Annotated in this window: 18 protein-coding genes; 9 read left to right on the top strand and 9 right to left on the bottom strand. The window is 60.8% G+C overall.

Annotated elements, in window-relative coordinates; translation table 11 throughout:
* Window positions 1-38: 38 nt before the first annotated feature.
* Window positions 39-1,325, bottom strand: a complete 1,287-nt coding sequence (locus tag ACSQ26_RS07045; protein WP_436007608.1) for an ABC transporter substrate-binding protein — start codon at window positions 1,323-1,325, stop codon at window positions 39-41.
* A gap of 394 nt (window positions 1,326-1,719) precedes the next feature.
* On the opposite strand from ACSQ26_RS07045, the gene ACSQ26_RS07040 reads away from it, so the two are divergent.
* The 4 genes from ACSQ26_RS07040 to ACSQ26_RS07025 all read left to right on the top strand — a co-directional run bounded on the left by ACSQ26_RS07040 (window position 1,720) and on the right by ACSQ26_RS07025 (window position 7,084).
* Window positions 1,720-3,324 carry a peptide ABC transporter substrate-binding protein gene (locus ACSQ26_RS07040; protein ID WP_436015141.1) on the top strand — a complete coding sequence of 535 codons (1,605 nt, stop codon included), beginning with the start codon at window positions 1,720-1,722 and terminating at the stop codon, window positions 3,322-3,324.
* A gap of 104 nt (window positions 3,325-3,428) precedes the next feature.
* Window positions 3,429-4,352, top strand: coding sequence for an ABC transporter permease (locus ACSQ26_RS07035; protein WP_436007606.1), 924 nt, complete (start codon window positions 3,429-3,431; stop codon window positions 4,350-4,352).
* Window positions 4,345-5,490 (top strand): ABC transporter permease subunit, encoded by a 1,146-nt coding sequence (locus ACSQ26_RS07030; protein ID WP_436007604.1) that lies wholly within the window; start codon window positions 4,345-4,347, stop codon window positions 5,488-5,490. The genes ACSQ26_RS07035 and ACSQ26_RS07030 overlap by 8 nt, the downstream gene beginning before the upstream one ends.
* A gap of 1 nt (window position 5,491) precedes the next feature.
* Window positions 5,492-7,084, top strand: coding sequence for an ABC transporter ATP-binding protein (locus tag ACSQ26_RS07025; protein WP_436007602.1), 1,593 nt, complete (start codon window positions 5,492-5,494; stop codon window positions 7,082-7,084).
* A 230-nt stretch (window positions 7,085-7,314) separates the two neighbouring features.
* On the opposite strand, the gene ACSQ26_RS07020 is transcribed toward ACSQ26_RS07025, so the two are convergent.
* The 8 genes from ACSQ26_RS07020 to ACSQ26_RS06985 all read right to left on the bottom strand — a co-directional run bounded on the left by ACSQ26_RS07020 (window position 7,315) and on the right by ACSQ26_RS06985 (window position 16,363).
* Complete coding sequence (locus ACSQ26_RS07020; RefSeq protein WP_436007600.1) at window positions 7,315-8,493, bottom strand: aldose 1-epimerase family protein; 1,179 nt, start codon at window positions 8,491-8,493, stop codon at window positions 7,315-7,317.
* Between the two features lie 248 nt (window positions 8,494-8,741).
* Window positions 8,742-9,656: a sugar phosphate isomerase/epimerase family protein gene (locus ACSQ26_RS07015; protein ID WP_436007598.1), complete on the bottom strand. Its 915-nt coding sequence runs from the start codon at window positions 9,654-9,656 to the stop codon at window positions 8,742-8,744.
* Window positions 9,657-9,688: 32 nt separating this feature from the next.
* A complete protein-coding gene (locus ACSQ26_RS07010) occupies window positions 9,689-10,777 on the bottom strand; it encodes a Gfo/Idh/MocA family protein (protein ID WP_436007596.1) in 1,089 nt (362 codons plus the stop codon).
* Window positions 10,778-10,789: 12 nt separating this feature from the next.
* Window positions 10,790-11,857, bottom strand: a complete 1,068-nt coding sequence (locus ACSQ26_RS07005) for an ABC transporter ATP-binding protein (RefSeq protein WP_436007594.1) — start codon at window positions 11,855-11,857, stop codon at window positions 10,790-10,792.
* Window positions 11,858-11,859: 2 nt separating this feature from the next.
* Window positions 11,860-12,948, bottom strand: coding sequence for an ABC transporter ATP-binding protein (locus ACSQ26_RS07000; RefSeq protein WP_436007592.1), 1,089 nt, complete (start codon window positions 12,946-12,948; stop codon window positions 11,860-11,862).
* The gene (locus ACSQ26_RS06995) at window positions 12,945-13,886 is read right to left on the bottom strand and encodes a carbohydrate ABC transporter permease (protein WP_436007590.1); all 942 of its coding nucleotides are present in this window, start codon (window positions 13,884-13,886) and stop codon (window positions 12,945-12,947) included. Before ACSQ26_RS06995 ends, ACSQ26_RS07000 begins: the two co-directional genes overlap by 4 nt.
* A complete protein-coding gene (locus ACSQ26_RS06990; protein ID WP_436007588.1) occupies window positions 13,883-14,743 on the bottom strand; it encodes a carbohydrate ABC transporter permease in 861 nt (286 codons plus the stop codon). The genes ACSQ26_RS06995 and ACSQ26_RS06990 overlap by 4 nt, the downstream gene beginning before the upstream one ends.
* Before the next feature lie 75 nt (window positions 14,744-14,818).
* Window positions 14,819-16,363: an extracellular solute-binding protein gene (locus ACSQ26_RS06985; protein ID WP_436015139.1), complete on the bottom strand. Its 1,545-nt coding sequence runs from the start codon at window positions 16,361-16,363 to the stop codon at window positions 14,819-14,821.
* A gap of 344 nt (window positions 16,364-16,707) precedes the next feature.
* Between ACSQ26_RS06985 and ACSQ26_RS06980 the strand changes: the two genes are divergently transcribed.
* From ACSQ26_RS06980 to ACSQ26_RS06960, 5 genes are all read left to right on the top strand, one after another.
* Window positions 16,708-17,712 (top strand): LacI family DNA-binding transcriptional regulator, encoded by a 1,005-nt coding sequence (locus tag ACSQ26_RS06980; protein WP_436007586.1) that lies wholly within the window; start codon window positions 16,708-16,710, stop codon window positions 17,710-17,712.
* 227 nt (window positions 17,713-17,939) lie between these two features.
* Window positions 17,940-19,049, top strand: a complete 1,110-nt coding sequence (locus tag ACSQ26_RS06975; RefSeq protein ID WP_436007584.1) for a fatty acid desaturase family protein — start codon at window positions 17,940-17,942, stop codon at window positions 19,047-19,049.
* A 60-nt stretch (window positions 19,050-19,109) separates the two neighbouring features.
* Complete coding sequence (locus ACSQ26_RS06970) at window positions 19,110-19,421, top strand: MocE family 2Fe-2S type ferredoxin (RefSeq protein WP_436007582.1); 312 nt, start codon at window positions 19,110-19,112, stop codon at window positions 19,419-19,421.
* A gap of 19 nt (window positions 19,422-19,440) precedes the next feature.
* Complete coding sequence (locus tag ACSQ26_RS06965) at window positions 19,441-20,685, top strand: NAD(P)/FAD-dependent oxidoreductase (protein WP_436007580.1); 1,245 nt, start codon at window positions 19,441-19,443, stop codon at window positions 20,683-20,685.
* Window positions 20,686-20,709: 24 nt separating this feature from the next.
* Window positions 20,710-21,510, top strand: a complete 801-nt coding sequence (locus ACSQ26_RS06960) for a 3-methyl-2-oxobutanoate hydroxymethyltransferase (protein ID WP_436007578.1) — start codon at window positions 20,710-20,712, stop codon at window positions 21,508-21,510.
* Window positions 21,511-21,666 lie beyond the last annotated feature (156 nt).

Genomic DNA, 21,666 nt, shown 5'->3' with positions numbered 1-21,666 from the left:
CCTTATCCGGCGAGGTGTCGAGATGCTAAACAAAGAACTCAGAGTTCCATCGTCGTATAGTCGACTTCCGGCTCGTACATGCCGTCCTCGATCGAGGTCGTGTGAACCACGTTGAGCTTGCCGCCCTCGACCTTGGAGATGTTCTGCTTGCCGAAGACCTGGTGGGTCTTGCCGTTGAACACCTTGTCGCCCTGCGGATGTTCGTTGCTCGCCGCGAACTTGTCGAACGATTCCAGCGCCAGAATGAAGTCTTTCTTCTGGTCCGGCCCTTCGTATTTGGCCGCCTCCATCGCCTGCTTGATCACGAACAGGGTCTCCCAGACGGAGAACATGTGCGAATAGGTCGACACGTCCTTGGGGTCGCTGGTGCTCGCGCCATTCGCATCGACGCCGACCTTCTCGCGGAAGAACTTGTCGAATTCGGTCTGGTCTTTCTGAGCATAGCGCGGATTGGCTTCCCAGAAATAGGTACCCTCGAGATATTCGAGCTGCGGTGTCGCGAGGTCCACAGCCTCGAGCGAATCGATGAAGCCGAAGATCTGCGGCCGCGTCGAGCCGAAATGGTCGCCGAGTTCCTTGACGAAGGTCAATACGGCGGGGCCGACCATGACGTGATAGATCACTTCGGTATCGGACGGGATCTGCGGGAAATAGCGGGTGAACGAGCTCTCTGTCGGCGGGATCGGGATCAGCGCCGAAATCGATCCACCCTGCGCCTTGATCGCCTCGGAGAAATAGTCGCGATGGTTATGGCCGAAGGCATAGTCCGGGAAAAGCATCGTGACCTTCTTGCCGAGGTTCTTCGAGATCCAAGGCGCCATGGAGGCGACCTGGCTCTTCACGTCGGTGATGCCGGGCTGGAACGTGTAGCGGTTGAGCCCGCCGCCGGCCAGTTGATGGCCTTCCGAACAGACGAGATAGGGCAACTTAAGCTCGCCGGCGCGCGGCCCGGCGGCCGCCACGACGTGTGAGAACAGATGGCCGAATACCGCGTCCACCTTGTGTTCGGTCGCAAATTTTTCGATCACTTCCGTACCGCGCTTGGGATCAGTGCCGTCGTCCTCGACGATCATCTCGATCATCTTGCCATTGATGCCGCCGCCCTCATTGATCAGTTTCACCGCCGCCTGGGCGGTGCGCTCGTACCAGCGGCCATAGGAGGCGCCGATGCCGGTGCGGTGGAACGGTGCGCCGAGCTTGATCGTGCCGCCGGACTGCGCGCGAAGCACATGCGGCGAGGCGAGCAGTGTCGCGCCCGCGGCGAAGCCTTTCAACGCCGTGCGGCGCGTGATTGTCGAACCCGCGGAAAAGATGGATTTGGTCATTTGGCGTTCCCCAGTTTTGTCGTTTGGCAACTTATGCCGATGAAAAATCGGACGCAAGCGAACATGGGCCGATCTCTGGCCTGCGGCGATGCCGCGCGCCGTTGAACTGCGCTTTGGTACTTCCCCACACAGGAGCTCTGCGGCTCCTTTTCATTTGTGTACGAAAGATTATGCGCGTTTCTCAAGGCCTGTCAATCATCAGTCTTTCCACAGGCCAAAAGCGGGCCGAAGCCCGTGCGCGCCGCGCGCTTGCACATAATTGGCGACCCCGTACCGAAAAGGGTTATTTCGGGCTTGACGATTTTCAGTTGCTTTTCCGGGCGCGCGAAATAGTCTCTGCACGCACCAGCGGGGAACTGGGGAAAAACACTAAAAGAAGGAGATACCCATGAGCATCCATCCACTTTTCAAAACACTGACGGGCGCAGCGCTGACAGGCGCGCTCTTCGCATCCCTCGCCTTTCCGGCGCTCGGTGAGACGGTGATCCGACGAGGTAATGGCGGCGAACCCCAAACGCTCGACCAGGCACAGATTTCGATCGACATCGAAGGCTTCATCCAGCGCGACCTGAACGAAGGCCTTATGGTCTATGACGTCGACGGCAAGGTCGTTCCCGGCACGGCGGAGAGCCATACCGTTTCCGATGACGGCAAGGTCTATACGTTCAAGATTCGTCAGAACGCCAAGTGGTCGGACGGCTCGCCGGTGACCGCGGGCGACTTCGTTTTTTCGATCACGCGCCTGCTCGATCCGGCAACGGCTGCCGGCTATGCGAACATCCTCTACCCGATCAAGGGCGCCGAAGCCTTCAACAAGAAGACCGGACAAGCTGAAGGCCTCGGGCTGAAGGCCGTGGACGACAAGACACTCGAGATCACGCTTGAGCGCCCGACGCCCTATTTCCTGCAATTGCTGGTCCATTACACGGCCATCCCGGTCAATCAGGCCAGCATCCAGAAGCATGGCAAGGAATTCACCAAGCCGGGCAATATGGTGACCAACGGCGCCTATATGCTCACCGAGTATGTCGCCAACGACCATATCACCGCCGTCAAGAACCCGAATTACTGGGATGCGGCGAATGTGAAGATCGACAAGGTGATCTACAACCCCTCCGAGGACCAGGCCGCGACCGAGCGCATGTTCGAAGCCGGCGAACTGGATATCGTCTATAACTTCCAGGCCGACCAGCGCGAGTTCCTGACCAAGAAGCACGGCGCCGACCAGGTGTTCGCGGCACCCGCGACCTCGACCTATTACTACGTCTTCGACAATCGCAAGGAGCCGTTCAACGACGTGCGCATCCGCAAGGCGCTTTCCATGGCGCTCGATCGCGAATTCCTCGCCGGCAAGATCTATGGCGGCGCGCAGCTGCCGTCCTTCACGCTCGTACCGGATGGCATGGAAGGCTACACACTGCCCAAGGTCGACATCGCCGATATGGACCAGCTCGACCGCGAGGATGCCGCCAAGGCATTGCTGAAGGAAGCGGGCTATGGCGAGGGCGGCAAGCCGCTCAACATCGACATCCGCTACAACACCAATGAAAACCACAAGAAGGTCGCCATCGCGGTGGCCGACATGTGGAAGGCGCTGGGCTCCAACATCAACGTCACCACGCAGAATCTCGACGTGAAGGCGCATTACGCCTACCTCCAGGAAGGCGGCTCGTTCGATGTCGCGCGCGCCGGCTGGTCGGCGGACTATGCGGATCCCGAAAACTTCCTCAACCTGATGATCTCCTCCAACACGGCCTTCAACTACGGCCATTGGGAAAATGCCAAGTTCGACGAACTGATGAAGGCGTCGTATGACGAACAGGACCCGGCCAAGCGCATGAAATTGCTGTCGGACGCCGAAGCAATGATGCTTGCCGAATACCCGATCGCCCCGATGATGAACTATGCCAGCCTCTGGCTCATCAACAAGAAGGTCAAGGGCTTCAACCAGAACCTCGTCAACGAGCATCTGACCAAGTACCTCTCCATCCAAGAGTGATCCATCCGGGCGCGTCCGATCTAGAATGATTGGACGCGCCCACGCTTCCGCACGGGAACCGCCGGCGGTAGCATTCGATTACTCAGACTGAGAGGAGGCGCGTCATGCTGCGTTTCATCCTGGTGCGATTGCTGTCATCGCTGCCAACGATTTTCATCGTCCTTACGATATCCTTTTTCATGATCCGGATCGCTCCCGGCGGTCCGTTCAATCTTGAAAGGCCGCTGGATCCGGCAACGCTTGCCAACATCAAGGCGGTCTATCACCTCGATCAGCCGGTCTGGCTGCAATATCTCTATTACATCGGCAATGTGTTCCAGGGTGATTTCGGCCCGAGCTTCATCTACAAGGACTACACGGTCGCCGAACTCATCCTCCAGGCACTGCCCTATTCCATCATCCTCGGCCTCTGGGCGCTGGCGATCGCGGTGTTCGGCGGCGTTGCGATGGGCATCTATGCGGCACTGCGGCAGAATTCCTGGGCAGACTATCTCCTGATGGGCATTGCCGCCCTCGGAAATACCGTACCGAATTTCGTCATCGGCCCGATCCTGTCGCTGATCTTCGCGCTGGGCTTGGGCCTGGTGCCGACGGGATCCTGGGGCAATGGCGGCTTCCGCAATCTCGTCCTGCCTGTCATCGTGCTGGCGCTGCCGCAGCTTGCGGTCTTCGCCCGCCTGACGCGCGGCTCGATGATCGAAGCGCTCCGCGCCGACCATGTCCGCACCGCCCGCGCCTATGGCCTGCCCTTCCGGAGCGTCGTCGGCGTGCATGCCCTTCGCGCAGGCCTGATGCCCGCGGTTTCCTATCTCGGGCCGACGGCGGCTTCGGTGCTGACCGGGTCGATCATCGTCGAGACCATCTTCTCGCTGCCCGGCGTCGGACGCTATTTCGTACTCGGCGCGCTCAACCGCGATTACACGCTGGTCATGGGCACGGTCGTGCTGATCTCGGTCTTCATCGTCGTTCTCAATCTGCTCGTCGACGTCATTTACGCCTTCATCGATCCGAGGGTTCGCTATGAGTGATATCGCTCCCCCTCTGCCCGTCGATACCGGCTTTTCCGATCAACTGGTGCAAGGCCGCAGCCTGGGCTCGATCGCCTTCGCCCGCCTCAAGCGCAACAAGGCCGCCGTGGTCAGCATTTTCGTCCTGCTCCTGGTGACGGCGTTCTGCTTCCTCGGCCCCTACGTCAATCCGCATACTTACTCTGCCGTCTATCCGAGCTACGTCGCCGTGCCGCCGAGCCTGTCTCCCTATCCGCACGAAGATACGCTCGAACCCGTCATGAAAGCAGCAGTCGAGCGCGGCCGCACCAAGCTCGATAGCTTCGAGGTCGATGGCACGACCTACACAGCGACGATCAGCGCCGAAAAAACCATCGATCCGCGCGTCGTCCGCTACCTCGACCGGCCCAACGAATTTGAAGGCGCCGTGATCGGCGAGACGAGGAATGACGGCAAGACAGCCGTCATCACCGGCCAGGTCAACGGCCAGTATTTCCTGCTCGGCACCGATCGCAACGGCCGCGATATGCTGGCTCGCATCATGGTGGGCGGCCAGATTTCGCTGATGGTCGGCGTGCTGGCGACCATCGTCTCATTGGTCATCGGCGTCATCTATGGCGCGATTTCCGGCTATATCGGCGGCCGCGTCGACAATGTGATGATGCGGCTGGTGGAAATCCTCTATTCCCTGCCCTTCATCTTCTTCGTCATCATGCTGGTCGTCTTTTTCGGCCGCCATTTCGTGCTGATCTTCATCGCCATCGGCGCGGTGGAATGGTTGGACATGGCCCGTATCGTCCGCGGCCAGACGCTCGCCATCAAGCGGCGGGAATTCGTCGGCGCGGCGGTCGCGATGGGGCTCACCGATGGACAGATCATTCGCCGTCACATCATCCCCAACACGGCCGGGCCGGTGGTGGTGTTCGTCACCTTGATGGTGCCCAAGGTCATTCTGCTTGAGAGCTTCCTGTCCTTCCTGGGTCTCGGCGTACAGGAGCCGCTGACAAGCTGGGGGCTTCTGATCGCGGAAGGCGCCGGCTCCATCGAATCCAGCACATGGCTGTTGCTCTATCCCGCGCTGATCTTTGTCCTGACCTTGAGCGCGCTCAATTTCGTCGGCGACGGCTTGCGCGATGCATTTGACCCGAAGGATCGCTGACATGGCGGAAACAATCCTCGACATCAACGACCTGAATGTCCGTTTCGATGCCGATGACGGTGCGGTTCACGCGGTGAAAAATCTCAGCCTGAAGGTCGCCAAGGGTGAGACGCTCGCTATCGTCGGCGAATCCGGCTCGGGCAAGAGCCAGACCATGATGGCCGTCATGGGCCTGCTCGCCGCCAATGGCCGCGTGACGGGTTCGGCGCGCTATCGCGGCCAGGAACTGGTTGGCCTGCCGGTCAAGCAACTCAACGACATCAGGGGCGCCAAGATCACCATGATCTTCCAGGAGCCGATGACCTCGCTCGACCCGCTCTACACGATCGGCGACCAGTTGGCGGAACCGATCCGCTATCACCGCAAGATTTCCAAAGCGAAGGCGCGCGAGCGTGCGCTCGAACTCCTGAAACTGGTCCACATTCCCGACCCGGAGCGACGGCTGAAATCCTATCCGCATGAAATGTCCGGCGGCCAGCGCCAGCGCGTTATGATCGCCATGGCACTCGCCAACGACCCGGAACTGCTGATCGCAGACGAGCCGACAACGGCGCTCGACGTGACGATCCAGGCCCAGATCCTCAACCTGCTCAAGGAACTCAAGGAGCGGATCGGGCTCGGCATCGTCTTCATCAGCCATGACCTTGGCATCGTCAAACGCTTCGCAGACCGGGTGGCAGTGATGCGGCGCGGCGAAGTGGTGGAAACCGGCACGGTCGAACAGATCTTCTCGTCACCCCAGCACGACTACACCAGGATGCTGCTGGCGGCCGAACCGACGGGACGCAAATCCCCCGTCGAACTGGACGCGCCGCGCCTGATCGAAGGCCGCAATGTCTCGATCACCTTCAAGCTCGGCGGCGGGTTTCTTGCGGGCAAGCCGATGGAACTCAAGGCCGTGGACAATGTCTCGCTGACACTGCGCGAAGGCCAGACGATCGGCGTTGTCGGTGAATCCGGCTCGGGCAAATCCACCCTCGGCCGTCTGCTCCTCAGGCTCATCGATGGCGAGGGCCGTGTCATCTTCATCGGCAAGGACATCTCGACATCAGATCGACAAGCCATGCGGCCGCTCCGCCGCCAGATGCAACTGGTGTTCCAGGATCCCTACGGCTCGCTGTCGCCGCGCATGACCGCCGGGCAGATTATCACCGAGGGACTGCTGGTCCACGAGCCGCATCTGACCACCGCTGAACGCGACCGCCGCGCCGTCGAGGCGCTGAAGGAAGTCGGGCTCGATCCGGCGACCCGCAACCGCTATCCGCACGAATTCTCGGGCGGCCAGCGCCAGCGCCTCGCCATCGCGCGCGCCATCATCCTCAAGCCGCAGCTCGTCGTGCTCGACGAGCCGACCTCGGCGCTCGATCGCTCGGTGCAGAAACAGATCGTCGATCTGCTCCGCGACTTGCAGGCGCGCCACAAGCTCGCCTATCTCTTCATCAGTCACGACCTCGCGGTGGTGCGGGCGCTGTCGGATTACATCATGGTGATGAAGAGCGGCCGCGTGGTCGAGGAAGGCTCGACGGATGAGATTTTCGACCGGCCGAGAGAGGATTATACGCGGGAGTTGATGGCGGCGGCGCTGGGGCAATAAGACTGGGGGTCGACGCCTCGGAAATTACCCCTCACCAACTTCGGCCAAGGATTCGCTTCGCTCACCCGGCCTTCGTATCCTCTCCCGCAGGGGGAGAGGTAGACTCGCGGCAATGCCTCGCCTCAATCGAAGCCGGCGAGCGTGGCACCCTACCTCTCCCCCTGCGGGAGAGGATAGCAAGCCCGCATGAGACATAGTCGAATGCCTGGGCGCGCTTGGTGAGGGGTGGGCTACCGCCCCGCAATCGCCAAGTGCTTCCCCGAAGGCTCCGGATAATCATCCATTGGCTGCTCGGCGATCGCCCGGATTCGCGCCTCCTCGGCAGCAATCTCATCGCTCCCCGAAACCACGCGGAACACCGTGTCGTACTGCCGCTCGTCGCCATGTTCGAGCCAGATCAATTCGCCGCGTTCCTTGGCAAAATCCCGGCCCTGAACATGATTGGTCGATGGCTCCAGGCCGACCGTGTACTGGCCGGAATGCAGGTTCTGCCATTGGTAATTGCAGGGAAACTGGTCCTTGCGATTGATGACTTCGAAACCGATACCGAGCGCATCGTTGACCAGCATCACCGGCACGGCGCCATTCGCATCCGCCGCCATTTCATGCTGCCAGACCTGCTCGTGAAAGCCCAGCTTCGGCGACGGCATGGTCCGGTAGCCGACGCCCTGCTTGCGGTAATTCTCGCCCGCATGCCCCGCCCAGACGACGTCCCGGATCGGCGCGACATAGCGCGAACCCTCGGCCAAAACGGGGTGGCCGACATTGATGTGGTAGAGATACATATGCGGCGTGCGATAGAAGCCGCGATTGACCACAAGGTCATGAATGCGGATGTCATTGGTGCCGGCCTTGATTTCGATGCGACGAACGAGCTCGAGATGCTCGCCGAACACCGCACCCTGAGTGACCGTGCCTTCGCACCAGAGCACGAGGTCGTCGCCATCCCAGCGCTCGCCATAACCGTTGAGCTTCGCCGGGATCATGCCGATGCGGCCGTGCAGTGGATGGTTCACGGTCTTGCGTGGACCGTAGACGTAATGATCGCCAGCCTCCTCGTTCATGAACAGGATCTGGTCGAGACCGCAGGTCACCAATAGCCCAGACGCCGAACGCAGCCAGCCGAGGCCGCCCTCGCCCTCGACATCATGCAGGCCCGGATGCTTGAACCCGGCCGGGGAATGCCAGCCGATCGCCATGCCGCGATATTCGCATTCGCCGATATCGAGGCAACGGTCGACCATCACGGTGAACCGGAGTCCAGTGCCGCTACGGAATTCCAGCATCCGGACGCCGCGTTCGACACCATCACCGAGCGTCACCAGCCGCACGCCTGCAAATTGGCTCAGGGCGCCGGCGTGGGCGGAAAGATCGCGTCTCGACCTCTGGCTTCCATATAGTTCGACCATGGCGGTATTCCCAAATGAACTGCGTGAGGTGACAGACGTAGGTCCACCGCTGGATTGTGGCAACCGTCCACCCACAGCCGCGACGTCATCCTCGGCCTTGTGCCGAGGATCTGCTGCCGCCTGACATGCAATCGACCTCAATTGCTATCTCTGGCGTGGTCAGATGCTCGGCACAAGGCCGAGCATGACGAGATTGGGCCTGTCACCACTCTCATGGCGGGCTGGTCCCACCATCGCGACCTTTGCCCTCAAAGACCCTGGGCGCGCAACTTGCCGTCGAGGAACTTCTTGGCGCGCGGCACGTCCGACTCTTCCAGATGTTCGATGATCATAGGAATATTCGGATGCTTGCGGGAGAGCAGCTTGAGATAAAGATCATAATTCAGCGAGCCGAGGCCCGGTGCCGGCAGTTCGATTTCGCCGACGCCACGGAACGTATGGCTCTCGGATGCATCCTCGTCACCGATATCGGCATGCTTTTCGGTCTTGTCGCCGCCCGAACGCTTGACGTCCTTGGCGTGGCCAATCTTGATCTTGTCCTGCAGCGTATCGAAGACCTGGTTGAGGATCTTGTCCATGTCGTCGATATTGTGGGATTCGAAATAGTTGGTCGGGTCCATCAGCAGGCCGAGGCCCGGATGATCGACCTGGGCGAACATCCTCACCGTCTCTTCGACCGAGCCGACGACGTTGTTGACATAGGTTTCGAGCAGGAACATCGCGCCGTGGTCATAGGCGAACTGCGCGAGATCGGCGACGACCTTGCGGCACTCCTCGAACCCTTCCTCGGTCTTGTTCTTCGGGTGATGAACCCAATCGGACTCGGTGTTGTAGGTGCCGGTCTCGGAGATCACGTACGGCGTGCCGAGATACTGCGCGTGCCGGATGATTTCCTTGAGGTAGCCGACGCGGCGGGCGCGTTCTTCCTTGTCCGGATGAATGATATTGGTATAGCCGGAAATGCAGCAGATCGGCAGGTTGTTGTCACGGAACGTGTTGCGGATCGTCGTGCACTTGTCCTTGGTGATCTGGCCGGCACTGAGGTCGATATCCCTAAAGTGCATGTCGAGCTGCACCGTGTTGAAGTCGAGCGAACGGATCTTCTTGGCGGTTTCCGCCAGCGTATAGGGGAAATAGGCGGTGAAAATACCTGTCTGCATCATGGTCGTGTTCCTCCGTTTGGGTATCGATTGAATTAGATTGCGATTTCGCTGAGCTTGATGGCCCGGCCTTCGTCCATCGACCGGTAGCCGGCTTCCACCAGCGCCATGGTCTTGACGTTGTCGGCGACGTTGAGCACCGGCTCCTGGCCTGATTTGACGGCATATTGAAGCTGCTCCATCACGCCGATGAAGGCATGCGGGAACCACATCGTGTCCCAGGTCGGCGTGACCCACTTTCCGCCGGTGGTCTTCCTCGAGGCATAGGTGAGCGTCGAGGCTTCGCCGTTCGGCCAGCCGATCGTGCCATGCGCCACGCCATCGGTGCCCTCGACGCGCCACTTGATGTAGAACTCGCTGTCGAAGCCTTCCTCGCGCGGGCCGGCCCAGACATCTTCCATCGAGACCGCCAGCACATTGCCGGGGAACTTGATGGTGGAGACGGTGATCCCGTCCTTGTGCTTGAACTTGGTGCGCGGATCGGACCGGGTCGCGGTATAGATTTCCTCGGGGTCGCCGAACAGGAAGCGCAGCACGTCGAGATGATGCACGCTCATGTTGGAAAGCGTCAGCCGGTCGAACCCCTCGAGGAAGGTCTGCCAATGCGGGATAGCGCGCATGTCGATTGTCGCCATCACGACGGCGCCGAGTTCGCCCTTGTCGAGAATCTGTTTCAGCACCTGCATCGACTGGTCGTAGCGCATGTTCTGGTTGACGGATAGGATCTTGCCGGCGGCCTTTGCCTCATCGCGCAGCGTCTTCGCCTCGTCGAGCGAGAGCGCTAAGGGCTTCTGCGCCAGGATCGCCTTGATATGCGGTTCCTTCAGCGCCGCGCGGATCAGCGCCGGCTGCTGGTCGGGCGGAAAGGCGAGATCGACGATATCGACATTCGTATCCTTGATCAGCGCTTCCGGCGTGTCGTACACCTTGAGGATACCCCAGCGCTCGGCCACCTTCTGGGCATTGGCCCTGGTGCGCGAAGCGATGGCCACGACGTTGAAGCCCGCCTCCTTGTAGGCCGCGAGATGGCACTCGGCCATGATCATGCCGGCGCCGATCGCACCGATCCTGTATTCCTTGACCCGGACGTCTGCATCCGGCTTGAAACCTTTGGCGTCAGCCATGACTTCCTCCCATTATATCCCGGCTTGATGAGACCCGAGCGCCTGCCCGTCCGGTTTGAAAAAATGCACGCGCTTCGGATCGCAGCTCAGCGCCACCGGGGAATCGACCTCGATCCTCGGCTGGCCGCGCATCAGCACCCGGAGCTTCTCCTCGCCCGCCGAAAGCGTCACGACAGTGTAACCGCCAAGCGGCTCGACCTCGAACACCTTGGCCGGAACCCCGGGCCGTTCGCCGGTCCACGGCTCCGCCTTGAGGTCCTCGGGGCGGATACCGATCCCGGCAGCACCATCCGGCACCCCGGAAAGGCTGATCGTGCCCGCTCCCGCCGTCCAGCCATTGGATTGCGTCAGCGACAGCAGGTTGATAGCGGGAGAACCCAGCAACCGCGCGACATACTGGCTCGCCGGATGATCGTAGATGTCTGACGGCTTGCCCATCTGGCGGATCTGCCCGTTTTCCAGGATCGCCATGCGGTCGGCGATCGACATCGCCTCTTCCTGGTCATGTGTGACGTAGATCAGAGTGTGGCCAAGCTCACGCTGGATGCGCTTGAGTTCAACGCGCGTCTCTTCGCGCAACCGCGCATCGAGCGCCGATATCGGATCGTCCATCAGATAGGCCGCCGGATCGCGCACCAGTGCCCGGGCAATCGCCACGCGCTGGCGCTCGCCGCCCGAAAGCTGCGCCGGCGGCTTGTGCAGGAGGTGGCCGATATGCAGCTTCTCCGACACGGCCGCGACACGCGCCTTGATCTTTTCCTCGGACACCTTGCGTTCGACGAGCGGGAAACGGACATTCTGCTCCGCCGTCATATGCGGAAACAGCGCCAGGTTCTGGAACACCATCGCCACGTTGCGATCGGCGGGCGACAGCGCATTGACCGGCTTTCCGCCGATCAGGATCTCGCCGTGATCGGGCGTCTCGAGGCCGAGTATGAGCTTGAGGATCGTCGACTTGCCCGACAGCGGCGGGCCGAACAGACAGAAGAACTCGTTGTCTTGCACATCGAACGAGACATTGTTGACGGCGACGGTATCGCCGTAGCGCTTGGAGACGTTGCGGAGGGAAATGCTCGCCATGCTCAGATCTCCCGCATCGCAGCGCCGTTTGCGGCATCGAACAGCCGCACGGCATCGGGGTTGACGGTGAGCCTGGCCTTCATGCCTGCTTCTAGCCCGTTGTCATTGTCCAGCACCACCTTGACCGACGCCTTGTCGCGGCCGAGATGGACGATGGTCCGGGCGCCGATACGCTCGACGAAGAATACCGGCAGGCCGGTCTCGTCGGCCGTCAGAGAAGCTTGTTCGGGCCGGAAGCCATAGAACACATCGCGGCGCGCCCCGGCATTGGCCGTCGTCGCAAGCGAGTCTGACAGGCCCGCGGACTTGCCGAACTCGCCCATATCAACGATCGTAGCGCCATTCTCATGCACGAGCGTGCCCTTGATCAGGTTCATGCCCGGCGAACCGAGGAAGCCGGCGACGAATGTATTGGCTGGATTGTTATAGACCTCGACCGGCGAGCCGGTCTGCAGCAGCACGCCGTGATCCATGACCGCGATCCTGTCGGCCATGGTCATGGCTTCGAGCTGGTCGTGCGTGACATAAACCATGGTCTGTTTGAACTGGCGCTGCAAGTGCTTGAGCTCGGTGCGCATGACAGCGCGGAAGGCTGCATCGACATTCGACAACGGCTCGTCGAGCAGAAAGATCGCGGGCTCAACGATAGCCGAGCGGCCGATGGCGAGACGCTGCAGAATATTCACCGACAGCTTGGCCGAGGGCTGGTTCAGCAAAGGTCCGAGTTGAAGAAACTCGGCGATCGCCTTGACGCGCCTGTCTATTTCGGCTTGCGGCAGTTTGCGCACCCGCAGGCCATAGGCGAGATTGTCGTAGACCGACATATGCGTGAAGATCGCATAATTCTGGAACACGAAGCCGACGCCACGCTTGCCCATGGACACACCAGCCATGTCGCGGTCGTCGAACAGGATGCGCCCGGCGGATGGGCTTTCCATGCCCGCGATCATGTTCATGGTCGTGGACTTGCCGCAGCCAGAAGGCCCGAGAAGTGCGACGAACTCACCGTCTTTGATGGTGAGCTCCATCGTCTTGAGCGCGGTGAAGGCTCCGAAATTCTTGACCAGGTTTTCGAGATGGATCGCGGTCATGCTGCTGCCCTCGCACGGTTCATGCGCGCAATGGCGAAATTGGCGAAGACCGACAGAAAGATCAGGATGGCGAGCGCGATGGCCGCGACATAGCCCCAGATCAGGTCGTTCTGCGTGACCTTGTAGATATAGACGGAGATCGTCTCGGTCGCGACGCCCGGCCCGCCGCCGGTCATGATGAACAGCGTGTCGAAGATCTTGAAGTTCTCGATTACCCGGATCGCCAGCGCGATGATGATGATCGTCTTCATCTTTGGCACGATGATCGTGCGGAAGCGCTGCGGCCAGGATGCGCCGAGCAGCGTCGCCGCCCGCAACTGGTCCTCGGGCACACCAGCGAGACCCGCGAGCAGGATCAGGAACATCAGCGGCGTCCATTGCCAAATATCCGCGATCATCACCGCTATCAGCGCCCAGGTCGGGCTCGACAACCAGGCGAGTGTGAACTGGGTTCCGGTGAGCGAAGAGATGATGTCATTGACTGGCCCGCCCGACTGAAACAGCATGAAGAACATGTAGCCGGCCACCGCAGGCACCACCATCATCGGCATCAGCAGGATCGAATAGAAGAAGCGCTTGCCCCGGAAATCGTCCATGAACAGCAGCGCCAGCGCAAAGCCGAGCAGGAATTCCACCGGTACGCAGACCAGCATGATCAGCGCCGTGCGGCCGAGCGCCGACCAGAAGCGGTCGTCCACGGCGAGATCGGTATAATTGGCGAATGTGTTCCACATCTGCCACGCCGACCACCACGGCACGCCATCGAGCGGCGACCAGTCGGTCAGCGAGATATAGAGCTGCATCAGCAGCGGAAACACCGAGATGAACAGCACGAGGATCTGCGCCGGCAGCGTCAGGCGAAAGCCGAGCCTGCGGCTTTCCTGGTCAGCCACCGGGGCCGCGACAGGAAGCATCGGGTTGGAAACGGCATCGGTCATTGCTTGAGCGCCCCGAAGGTCAGGCCGCGCACCAGATGCTTCTGGATCGCGATACCCATTATCACCGGAGGCACGGCGGCGATCAGGCCGAGCGCGGCCTTGGCGCCGTAAAGCTGGCCGGTCATCGAGGACGACAGGGATGCCATGTAGACCGGGATTGTCACCCAGTCGCGCGTCGTCAGCAGCAGGCCGATCAGGTAATCCGACCAGTTGAGGATGAAGACGAACAATGCGGAACTGGCGAGCGGCGCCCGCATCATCGGCAGCGTGATCTGGGTGAACACGCGAAAGCGCGAACAGCCCTCGACGCGCGCCGCATCCTCAATCTCGCGCGGCATGTCGTCGAAGAAGGTCTTCATCAGCCAGAAGGCGAAGGGCAGCGTGACGATGCCGTAGATCAGCGCCAGCCCCCACCATGTGTCGATCATGCCGAGGAACGACCACATGATCATGACAGGGATCATCACCGCCATCGGAGGGAAGAGCCGGAGCTGGATCAGCGCCAGGGGAAGGTTTTGCCCCGAGCCGAAGCGCGACAGGCCGTAGGCCGCCGACGTGCCCGCGATCATCGCGATCAGCGTGCCGAAGATCGCAGACAGCAGCGACGAGACGATCGGCCGCATCGCGGTCTTGTCGAGCGCAACGATGAGATTGGAACTCGATTCACCGAAGATGAAGCGGAAATTATCGAGTGTCGGCTCTTTGGGCCACCACGTCAGGTCGGCGCCGGTCGCGGTCCACTCGGCGATCGGCTTGAAGGCCATGGAGGCCATCCAGGCAATCGGCACAAGCGTCACCGCGACGGCCAGGATCACCGCCAGATAACGAAACACTTCAAAAAGGGGTGACCGGTTCATCGTCTCTTCTGCACTTCACTCACACAGGAAACGGAAGGCGGGTTGCCGCCTTCCGCTGGGTTAGCCTTGGGAGGCTTAGTCGGTGATGACAGGCCAGGCTGCCTTGTTGGCCTTGATGGCCGCAACCAGCTTTTCCTCGCCGGTTCGACGGGCAATGCGCTGCCATTGCTTTTCGGTGTCTTCCATCGCCTGCTCCGGCGTCTTGGTCTTGGTCAGAGCCGCCATCAGGTTCTCGTCGAGCGCATTGTGGAATGCGGTCGCACCGGGATAGTTGATCGTCGGCACGGTGCGCGCCACGTTTTCGCGGACGACGTCCATGTGGTAGGCGTGATAGGTCTCGCGCACCAGGGGATCGGAGAAGTCCGAGAGGCGGAACGGGTCGAAATAGCCGCCTGGGTTCGCCGTCATCCAGGCATAGATGCGGGCCGAGCCAAGCCATTGCAGAAGCAGATAGGCCGCTTCCGGGTTCTTGCTCTGCGAGGAGACCGAAGCCGAAAGATTGAGCCAGAGCACCGTGCGGCGGATAAGCTTGCCATCGACCTCATTGCCCGGCGGCAACATGGAGCCGATCTTGCCGGTGACCTTCGAGCCGGTATTGCCGGCATTGTCGAGGAACTTCGGCAGGTTGGAGAAGGCACAGGTCATCGCGGCGCCGGCGCCGGCGAAGTTGCCGTACTGCTCCGGCCAGCCCCATGAAATCGCGTCTGGCGAATGGTGCGAGAGCGAGTCCACGTAATCCTTCGTCGCGGACCAGCCGGCCTCGGAATTGATCAGTGCCTTGCCATTGTCATCGAACAGGAACTGGTTTGGATTGCCGAGCGAGACATAGCGCTGATACCAGTTGGTGTAGCCCCAGCCCTGGTTGCGCAGGTCGGTCGAGCCGAACAGGCCCTTATCAGGGCGATGGAAGAAGGCGGCGATTTCGCCGTGTTGCTTCCAGGTCTTCGGCGGCGCGAGTTCGTAGCCGTGCTTGTCGGAGAAGGCCTTCTTCTCGGCCTCGTCGTTGAAGAGATCGCTGCGATAATTCCAGATCTGGAAGTCGCCGTCGAGCGACACGCCATAGGTCGAACCATTGTACTGGTTGAGCAGCGACACACCTTGCGCGCCATTGACGTAACCGGTTTCGGGCGCATCCCATTGCGGCTTGTGGGTGACGACGAACTCGTCGAGATTGACGATGCCGCCGGTCTCCGCGAGGTCACCAAGGCGGTTCCATTCGACGGCGTAGATGTCGAAGGCACCGGCCTTGGTCGAGATGTCCTGCATCGTCTTGGTGAATTCCTGGCCGTTCGGCACACCGACGATTTCAAGCGTGATGCCGGTTTCCTTCTCCCAAAGCTGCTTGATCGAAGGCGCGCCCTTGGGGAATGGCTGGGTCAACTGACCGATCGAACCATCCGAGAGCCCTAGCACGATCTTGGTAACGCCCTTTGCCTTGAAGCTCTTGGCGGCTTCCACCGCCCTGCCCTCGGGCGTATCGGCGCCATACTGGTAGCGCTCGGCGCCATCGAAGCCCGTCGGGCCGCCGATCATGCCTGATGCCAGGGCGTCTGCCGCGAATGCGCGGCTCGGACGAATGAACTGGGGTGCGATGCCGACGGCGGCCGTCAGGCCGGCCATGCGGGTAGACGCCGACAGAAATCCACGGCGCGAGACATTGAGATTGAGTGACATATTTTCCTCCCTGGCGACCAGACCTCCATCTCGTCGTATGATGTATATTGATTTGTCAATCTATTGATGTCAACATCATATTTGATCAACGTACCTCAATAATTACATCGATCACGATCAAATGCAAAAAACACAGTGGAATCAAAGCCACTATATAAGACGACGCTGATGTTTTTTGATGCAATGCGGGAGGAAATGAGTGCCATGCTGCGCCGCGCGCATTTTTTAGATTGCAAGTCACAGCCCTTGGAATACATCAGTTTCCATCATCTCATGACGAGGGAATCACATTGCGCTCGACTCTGATCGACATCGCCAAGGGGTCGGGGGTCTCGACCGCAACGGTCGACCGCGTGCTCAACAACCGCTCCGGGGTAAGTGAGCGGACGCGCACGATCGTGATGGAGACCGCCGCTCGCCTTGGATATTTCGGCAGTTCCGAGGCGAGTGTGGGCAAGATACGCCTCGATTTCGTCCTGCCAGAAGGCACCAACACCTTCATCGCCAATCTCAAGGCCCAACTCGAGCGCCAATGCGGCGCCCAGGAGGGCATCGAATTCAACGTTCACTCGGTGGAAGGCTTCAATCCGGCCTCCCTCGCGCAGAAGCTCGCCGAGATCCGGCCTATGACGCAGGGCGTCGGGCTCGTCGCGCTCGATCACCCCACGGTGCGCGAGGAAATGCGTGCGCTGGCCGACGCCGGCGTCAAGGTCGTGACGCTTGTGTCCGATATCCTGCACGTCGCCCGCACCGGCTATGTCGGCATTGACAATCGCGCCGCCGGTCGGCTGGGCGGCTATCTGCTGGGTCGTCTGCTGCCGGCAACGCGAAGCAAGATCGCGCTGTTTGCCGGGTCGCTCTCCTATCGCGGCCATGAGGAGCGGGAGATGGGCTTCCGCCACATCATCTCCGAGGAATTCCCGCATCTCGAAATCGTCCAGATGCGCGAGATCAGGGATGATCGCCAGCGCGCCTATGAGGAGGCGTCTGCGCTTCTCGAACGCCAGCCCGATCTCGCCGGCATCTACAATATCGGCGGCGGAAGCTCCGGCATAGGTCGTGCGCTCGATGAAAAAAGCCGGGGCAAATCCGTGATCTTCATCGGCCACGAACTAACCGAGAACTCCAAACCACTGCTGCTTTCAGGTACAATGGACGCCGTGATCGACCAGAATCCGCGAGTCGAGGCGCGTGAAGCGATCTCCCTGCTGGTCAATTCGATCCGCGGCAAGGCGTTCGAATATCATCCGCCCCGGCTGCAGGTGATCTTCCGGGAGAATATTCCGGAGCATTGATGCGAAATGATGTGAATTGATGCCCGCAAGCGATATTGCGTGGCTAGAAGATGAAATAACGGGCGCTTTTCCACATTTTCACCCGTTTGGCGCTAGAAGATGATGTTGACTTCCTCATTTTGAGACGTCATTATACATCAAATCGCAATGCTCGCTTGCGCGGGCCGAAGGAGCGCGCGTCCTGGTGAGACCGGATGCAGTCGCCGAATATATATTGGGAGGTCGCAATGGCAATCACGGACGTTAGCCCGGCAACCACGACAAAGCGGGACTACAGCCTCGTGGGCGAAAGCACGCGCAGGGCGATCGAGACCGGACTTGCCTCTGCGGAATGGTATCACACCGATGTGCCCCGCAAGACCATGAAGGAACTGATGCAGCGTTCCGACGGTTCGGCGATCCGCGACACGATCATCTGGATCGGCGGCCTCATTCTCATGGCGGCCGGCGGCATCTATTTCTGGGGTTCCTGGTGGTGCGTGCCTTTCTTCTTCGTCTATGGCGTCCTCTACGGTTCGGCCTGTGACTCCCGCTGGCACGAATGCGGCCACGGCACGGCCTTCAAGACCCGCTGGATGAACGATGTCGTCTACGAGATCGCCAGCTTCCAGGTCATGCGCAATCCCGTCACCTGGCGGTGGAGCCATGCGCGCCACCATACCGACACGATCATCGTCGGCCGCGATGCCGAAATCGCCGTCATGCGCCCGCCGGATCTCCTGCGTGCCGGTCTCGCCTTCATCGGCATTCTCGATGCCTGGGGTTCGCTGAAGACGATCGCGCGCAACGCGCTGGGTAATCTCAGCGCGGATGAAAAGAGCTACATCCCCGAGATGGAACAGGGCAAGGCGATCACCGCCGCCCGCTGGCATATGGCGATCTATATCGCCACGATAGCGCTTGCACTCTACATGTGGTCATGGCTGCCGCTGATGATCATCGGCCTGCCGCGCCTCTATGGATGCTGGCACATGGTGATGACCGGCCTGCTGCAGCATATCGGCCTCGCGGACAACGTCATCGACCATCGGCTCAATAGCCGCACGGTGTATATGAACCCCATCAGCCGGTTCATCTACCTGAACATGAACTATCATGTCGAACACCACATGTTCCCGATGGTGCCCTATTATGCGCTGCCAAAGCTGCATGAACTGATCAAACACGACCTGCCAGCGGCAAATCCGTCGATCTGGCATGCCTACAAGGAAGCCTGGCCCGTCGTTAAGCGCCAGCTCAGATACGAAGATTATTATCTGAAGCGTGAACTGCCGCCGACGGCGCGACCGTATAAGGCAGAATTCCATGATATGCCCGTTGGGGCTGCCGCGGAATAAGTCTTCCAAAGCAATAGTTACAGGGCGTCATGAGGGCGCCCTCCTCTCCCGGAGAATTTCATGACTGACTGGGTAGCCGCCTGCGCGGAAGGCGATATCGATGAAGAAGACGTGATGCGCTTCGACCACGCCGGCCGGACCTTCGCGATCTACCGTTCGCCCGACGACGAGTATTTCGCCACCGACGGCCTCTGCACGCATGAGAAGGTTCATCTCGCCGACGGTCTGGTGATGGACGACATCATCGAATGTCCCAAGCACAACGGGCGCTTCGACTATAGGACGGGCGCGGCCAAGGGCGCGCCGGTCTGCGTCGACCTCGCCACCTATCCGGTGAAGGTCGAGGGCGGCCAGGTCTATATTGGCCTCTAAGCAAGCCCGGGAGGAGAGAATGAGCAACGACGCGCAGGACGGCATCGTCATCATCGGCGCGGGCGAATGTGGCGCGCGCACCGCCCTCGCCCTTCGTGACGAAGGGTTCGCCGGCACGATCACGCTTCTCGGCTCGGAAGCGCATCTTCCCTACGAGCGGCCGCCCCTCTCCAAGGATGTCTTGACCGGGGCCGACAGCCCGACCCTTCGCGAGATCGCCTCTCGTGAGCAGTTCGAGACATCAGGTATCACCTTTCTGCCAGGATCCAATGCCGTGGAGGTCGACCGCGCCGGCAAGCAGGTCCGCCTGTCCGATGGGCAGGCGCTCGGTTACAGCAAGCTGCTGCTTGCCACCGGTGCATCGCCGCGCCGCCTGCCGATGGCGGAAGGTTCGCACCACTGCGTCTACCTGCGCACCCATGACGACGCCATCGCTATCCGCGAGAAACTCGGTCGGGGTGGACATGTGGCGATCATCGGCGGTGGATTCATCGGCCTCGAGATCGCGGCATCGGCGCGCAAGCTTGGCTGCGCGGTGACGATCATCGAGGGCCTGGAACGCATCCTGATGCGTGGCGTGCCGGCGGAAATTGCCCGAGTGATCCATGACGAGCATGAGCGCCAGGGCGCGCGCATCATCACTGCGAAAAGCCTGGCATCGATTGAAGACAATGACGATCAAGCAACGGTCACCCTGACCGATGGCGAGGTGATCGCAGCCGATATGGCCGTGGTCGGCATCGGCGCCATCCCCAACGTGGCGCTGGCAGAGGCGGCTGGTCTCGAGATCAGCAACGGCATCGCGGTCGACCAGCATCTGCGCACAAGCGACCCGTCGATCTACGCCGCGGGCGACTGTGCTTCATTCCCTGTCGCCGTCTATGGCGGGCGCCGCGTGCGACTCGAATCCTGGCGCAACACCCACGACCAGGCGAAGGTCGCGGCGTCCAATATGCTGGGCGGTGATGCGATCATCGATGCCGTGCCGTGGTTCTGGTCGGATCAATATGACCTCGGCCTGCAGGTCGCTGGCTTGGCGGATGAAGGGATGACCACCGTTCGTCGTGACGTCGGCGATGGCGCCTTCATCCTGTTCAGCCTCGCAGACGATGGCCGGCTTGTTGCCGCGAGCGGCATCGGCCCGGGCAACAGCGTCGCGCGCGATATCCGCATCGCCGAAATGCTGATCGCCAAGCGCGCCCATCCCGATCCGGCGCTGCTCGCCGCATCTGACACCAAACTCAAGGCGCTTCTCGCCGCATAACTGATATCTGGGAGGAACAGGAATATGAGAAAGAACAGGCCGACGGTCGCCGATCTGCGCGCCATAAAGGGCAAGAAGCAGCTGACCATGCTGCGTGTGCTGACGCTGGAAGAGGCCGAAGCTGCCGAGAAAGCCGGCATCGACATCGTCTCCGTGCCGCCGGAACTCTGCCTCGATCCGCGCTACCGCGAGGTCGCCCCCACCCTCTTCACCATGCCCGGCGAGAATTTTTTCGAGATCGGCACATCAGACGACTTCGTCCGCTGGGCCTTCAAGATGTACAAGGGCGGCGCCGATGCCGTCTACTGCTCGGCGAGCTATGCCACGGTCAAGCGCATGGCCGACGAGGCCATTCCGGTGATCGGCCATGTCGGCCTTATCCCTTCGCGCAGGACCTGGACCGGCGGCTTCAAGGCCGTCGGCAAGACCGCACAATCCGCGCTGGAAATCTGGGAAGCCGTCAAGCAACTCGAGAAAGCAGGCGCTTTCGGTGCCGAAATCGAAGTCGTGCCGGTTGAGGTCGCCGAAGCGATCTCAAAGCGGACCAGCCTCGTCATGCTCTCGATGGGCGCCGGCACCGGCTGCGATGCGCAATATCTCTTCGCCGAAGATATTCTCGGCACCAATCGCGGCCACATGCCCCGCCACTCCAAGGTCTATCGCAACTTCGCCGCCGAATATGACCGGCTGCAACAGGAACGTATCGCCGCCTTCAAGGAATATGTGGCGGATGTCGAGAGCAACGCCTATCCCGAGGAAAAGCACATCGTGCGCATGGCCCCAGATGAGCTGAAAACGTTCATGGACAAGATCGACCGCGCCTGATGCTCAGACGATAGCCTATTATTTAGGCATTCTCCGCGCCAACGGTACAAAGTGCAGCTTAGGAAAGCTGGGAAATCGTTTCTTTTCAGCATAGTATCGGTTGGCATGCCGATTGCAACATTGCATACAATGATGGAGCGCGCGATTGGCCGCCCA

It is taken from the genome of Rhizobium sp. LjRoot254 (assembly GCF_964254105.1).
Taxonomy (GTDB): Bacteria; Pseudomonadota; Alphaproteobacteria; order Rhizobiales; family Rhizobiaceae; genus Rhizobium_E.
Note: the sequence above shows the minus strand (reverse complement) of the source record. Positions and strands in the feature narration are given on the sequence as shown.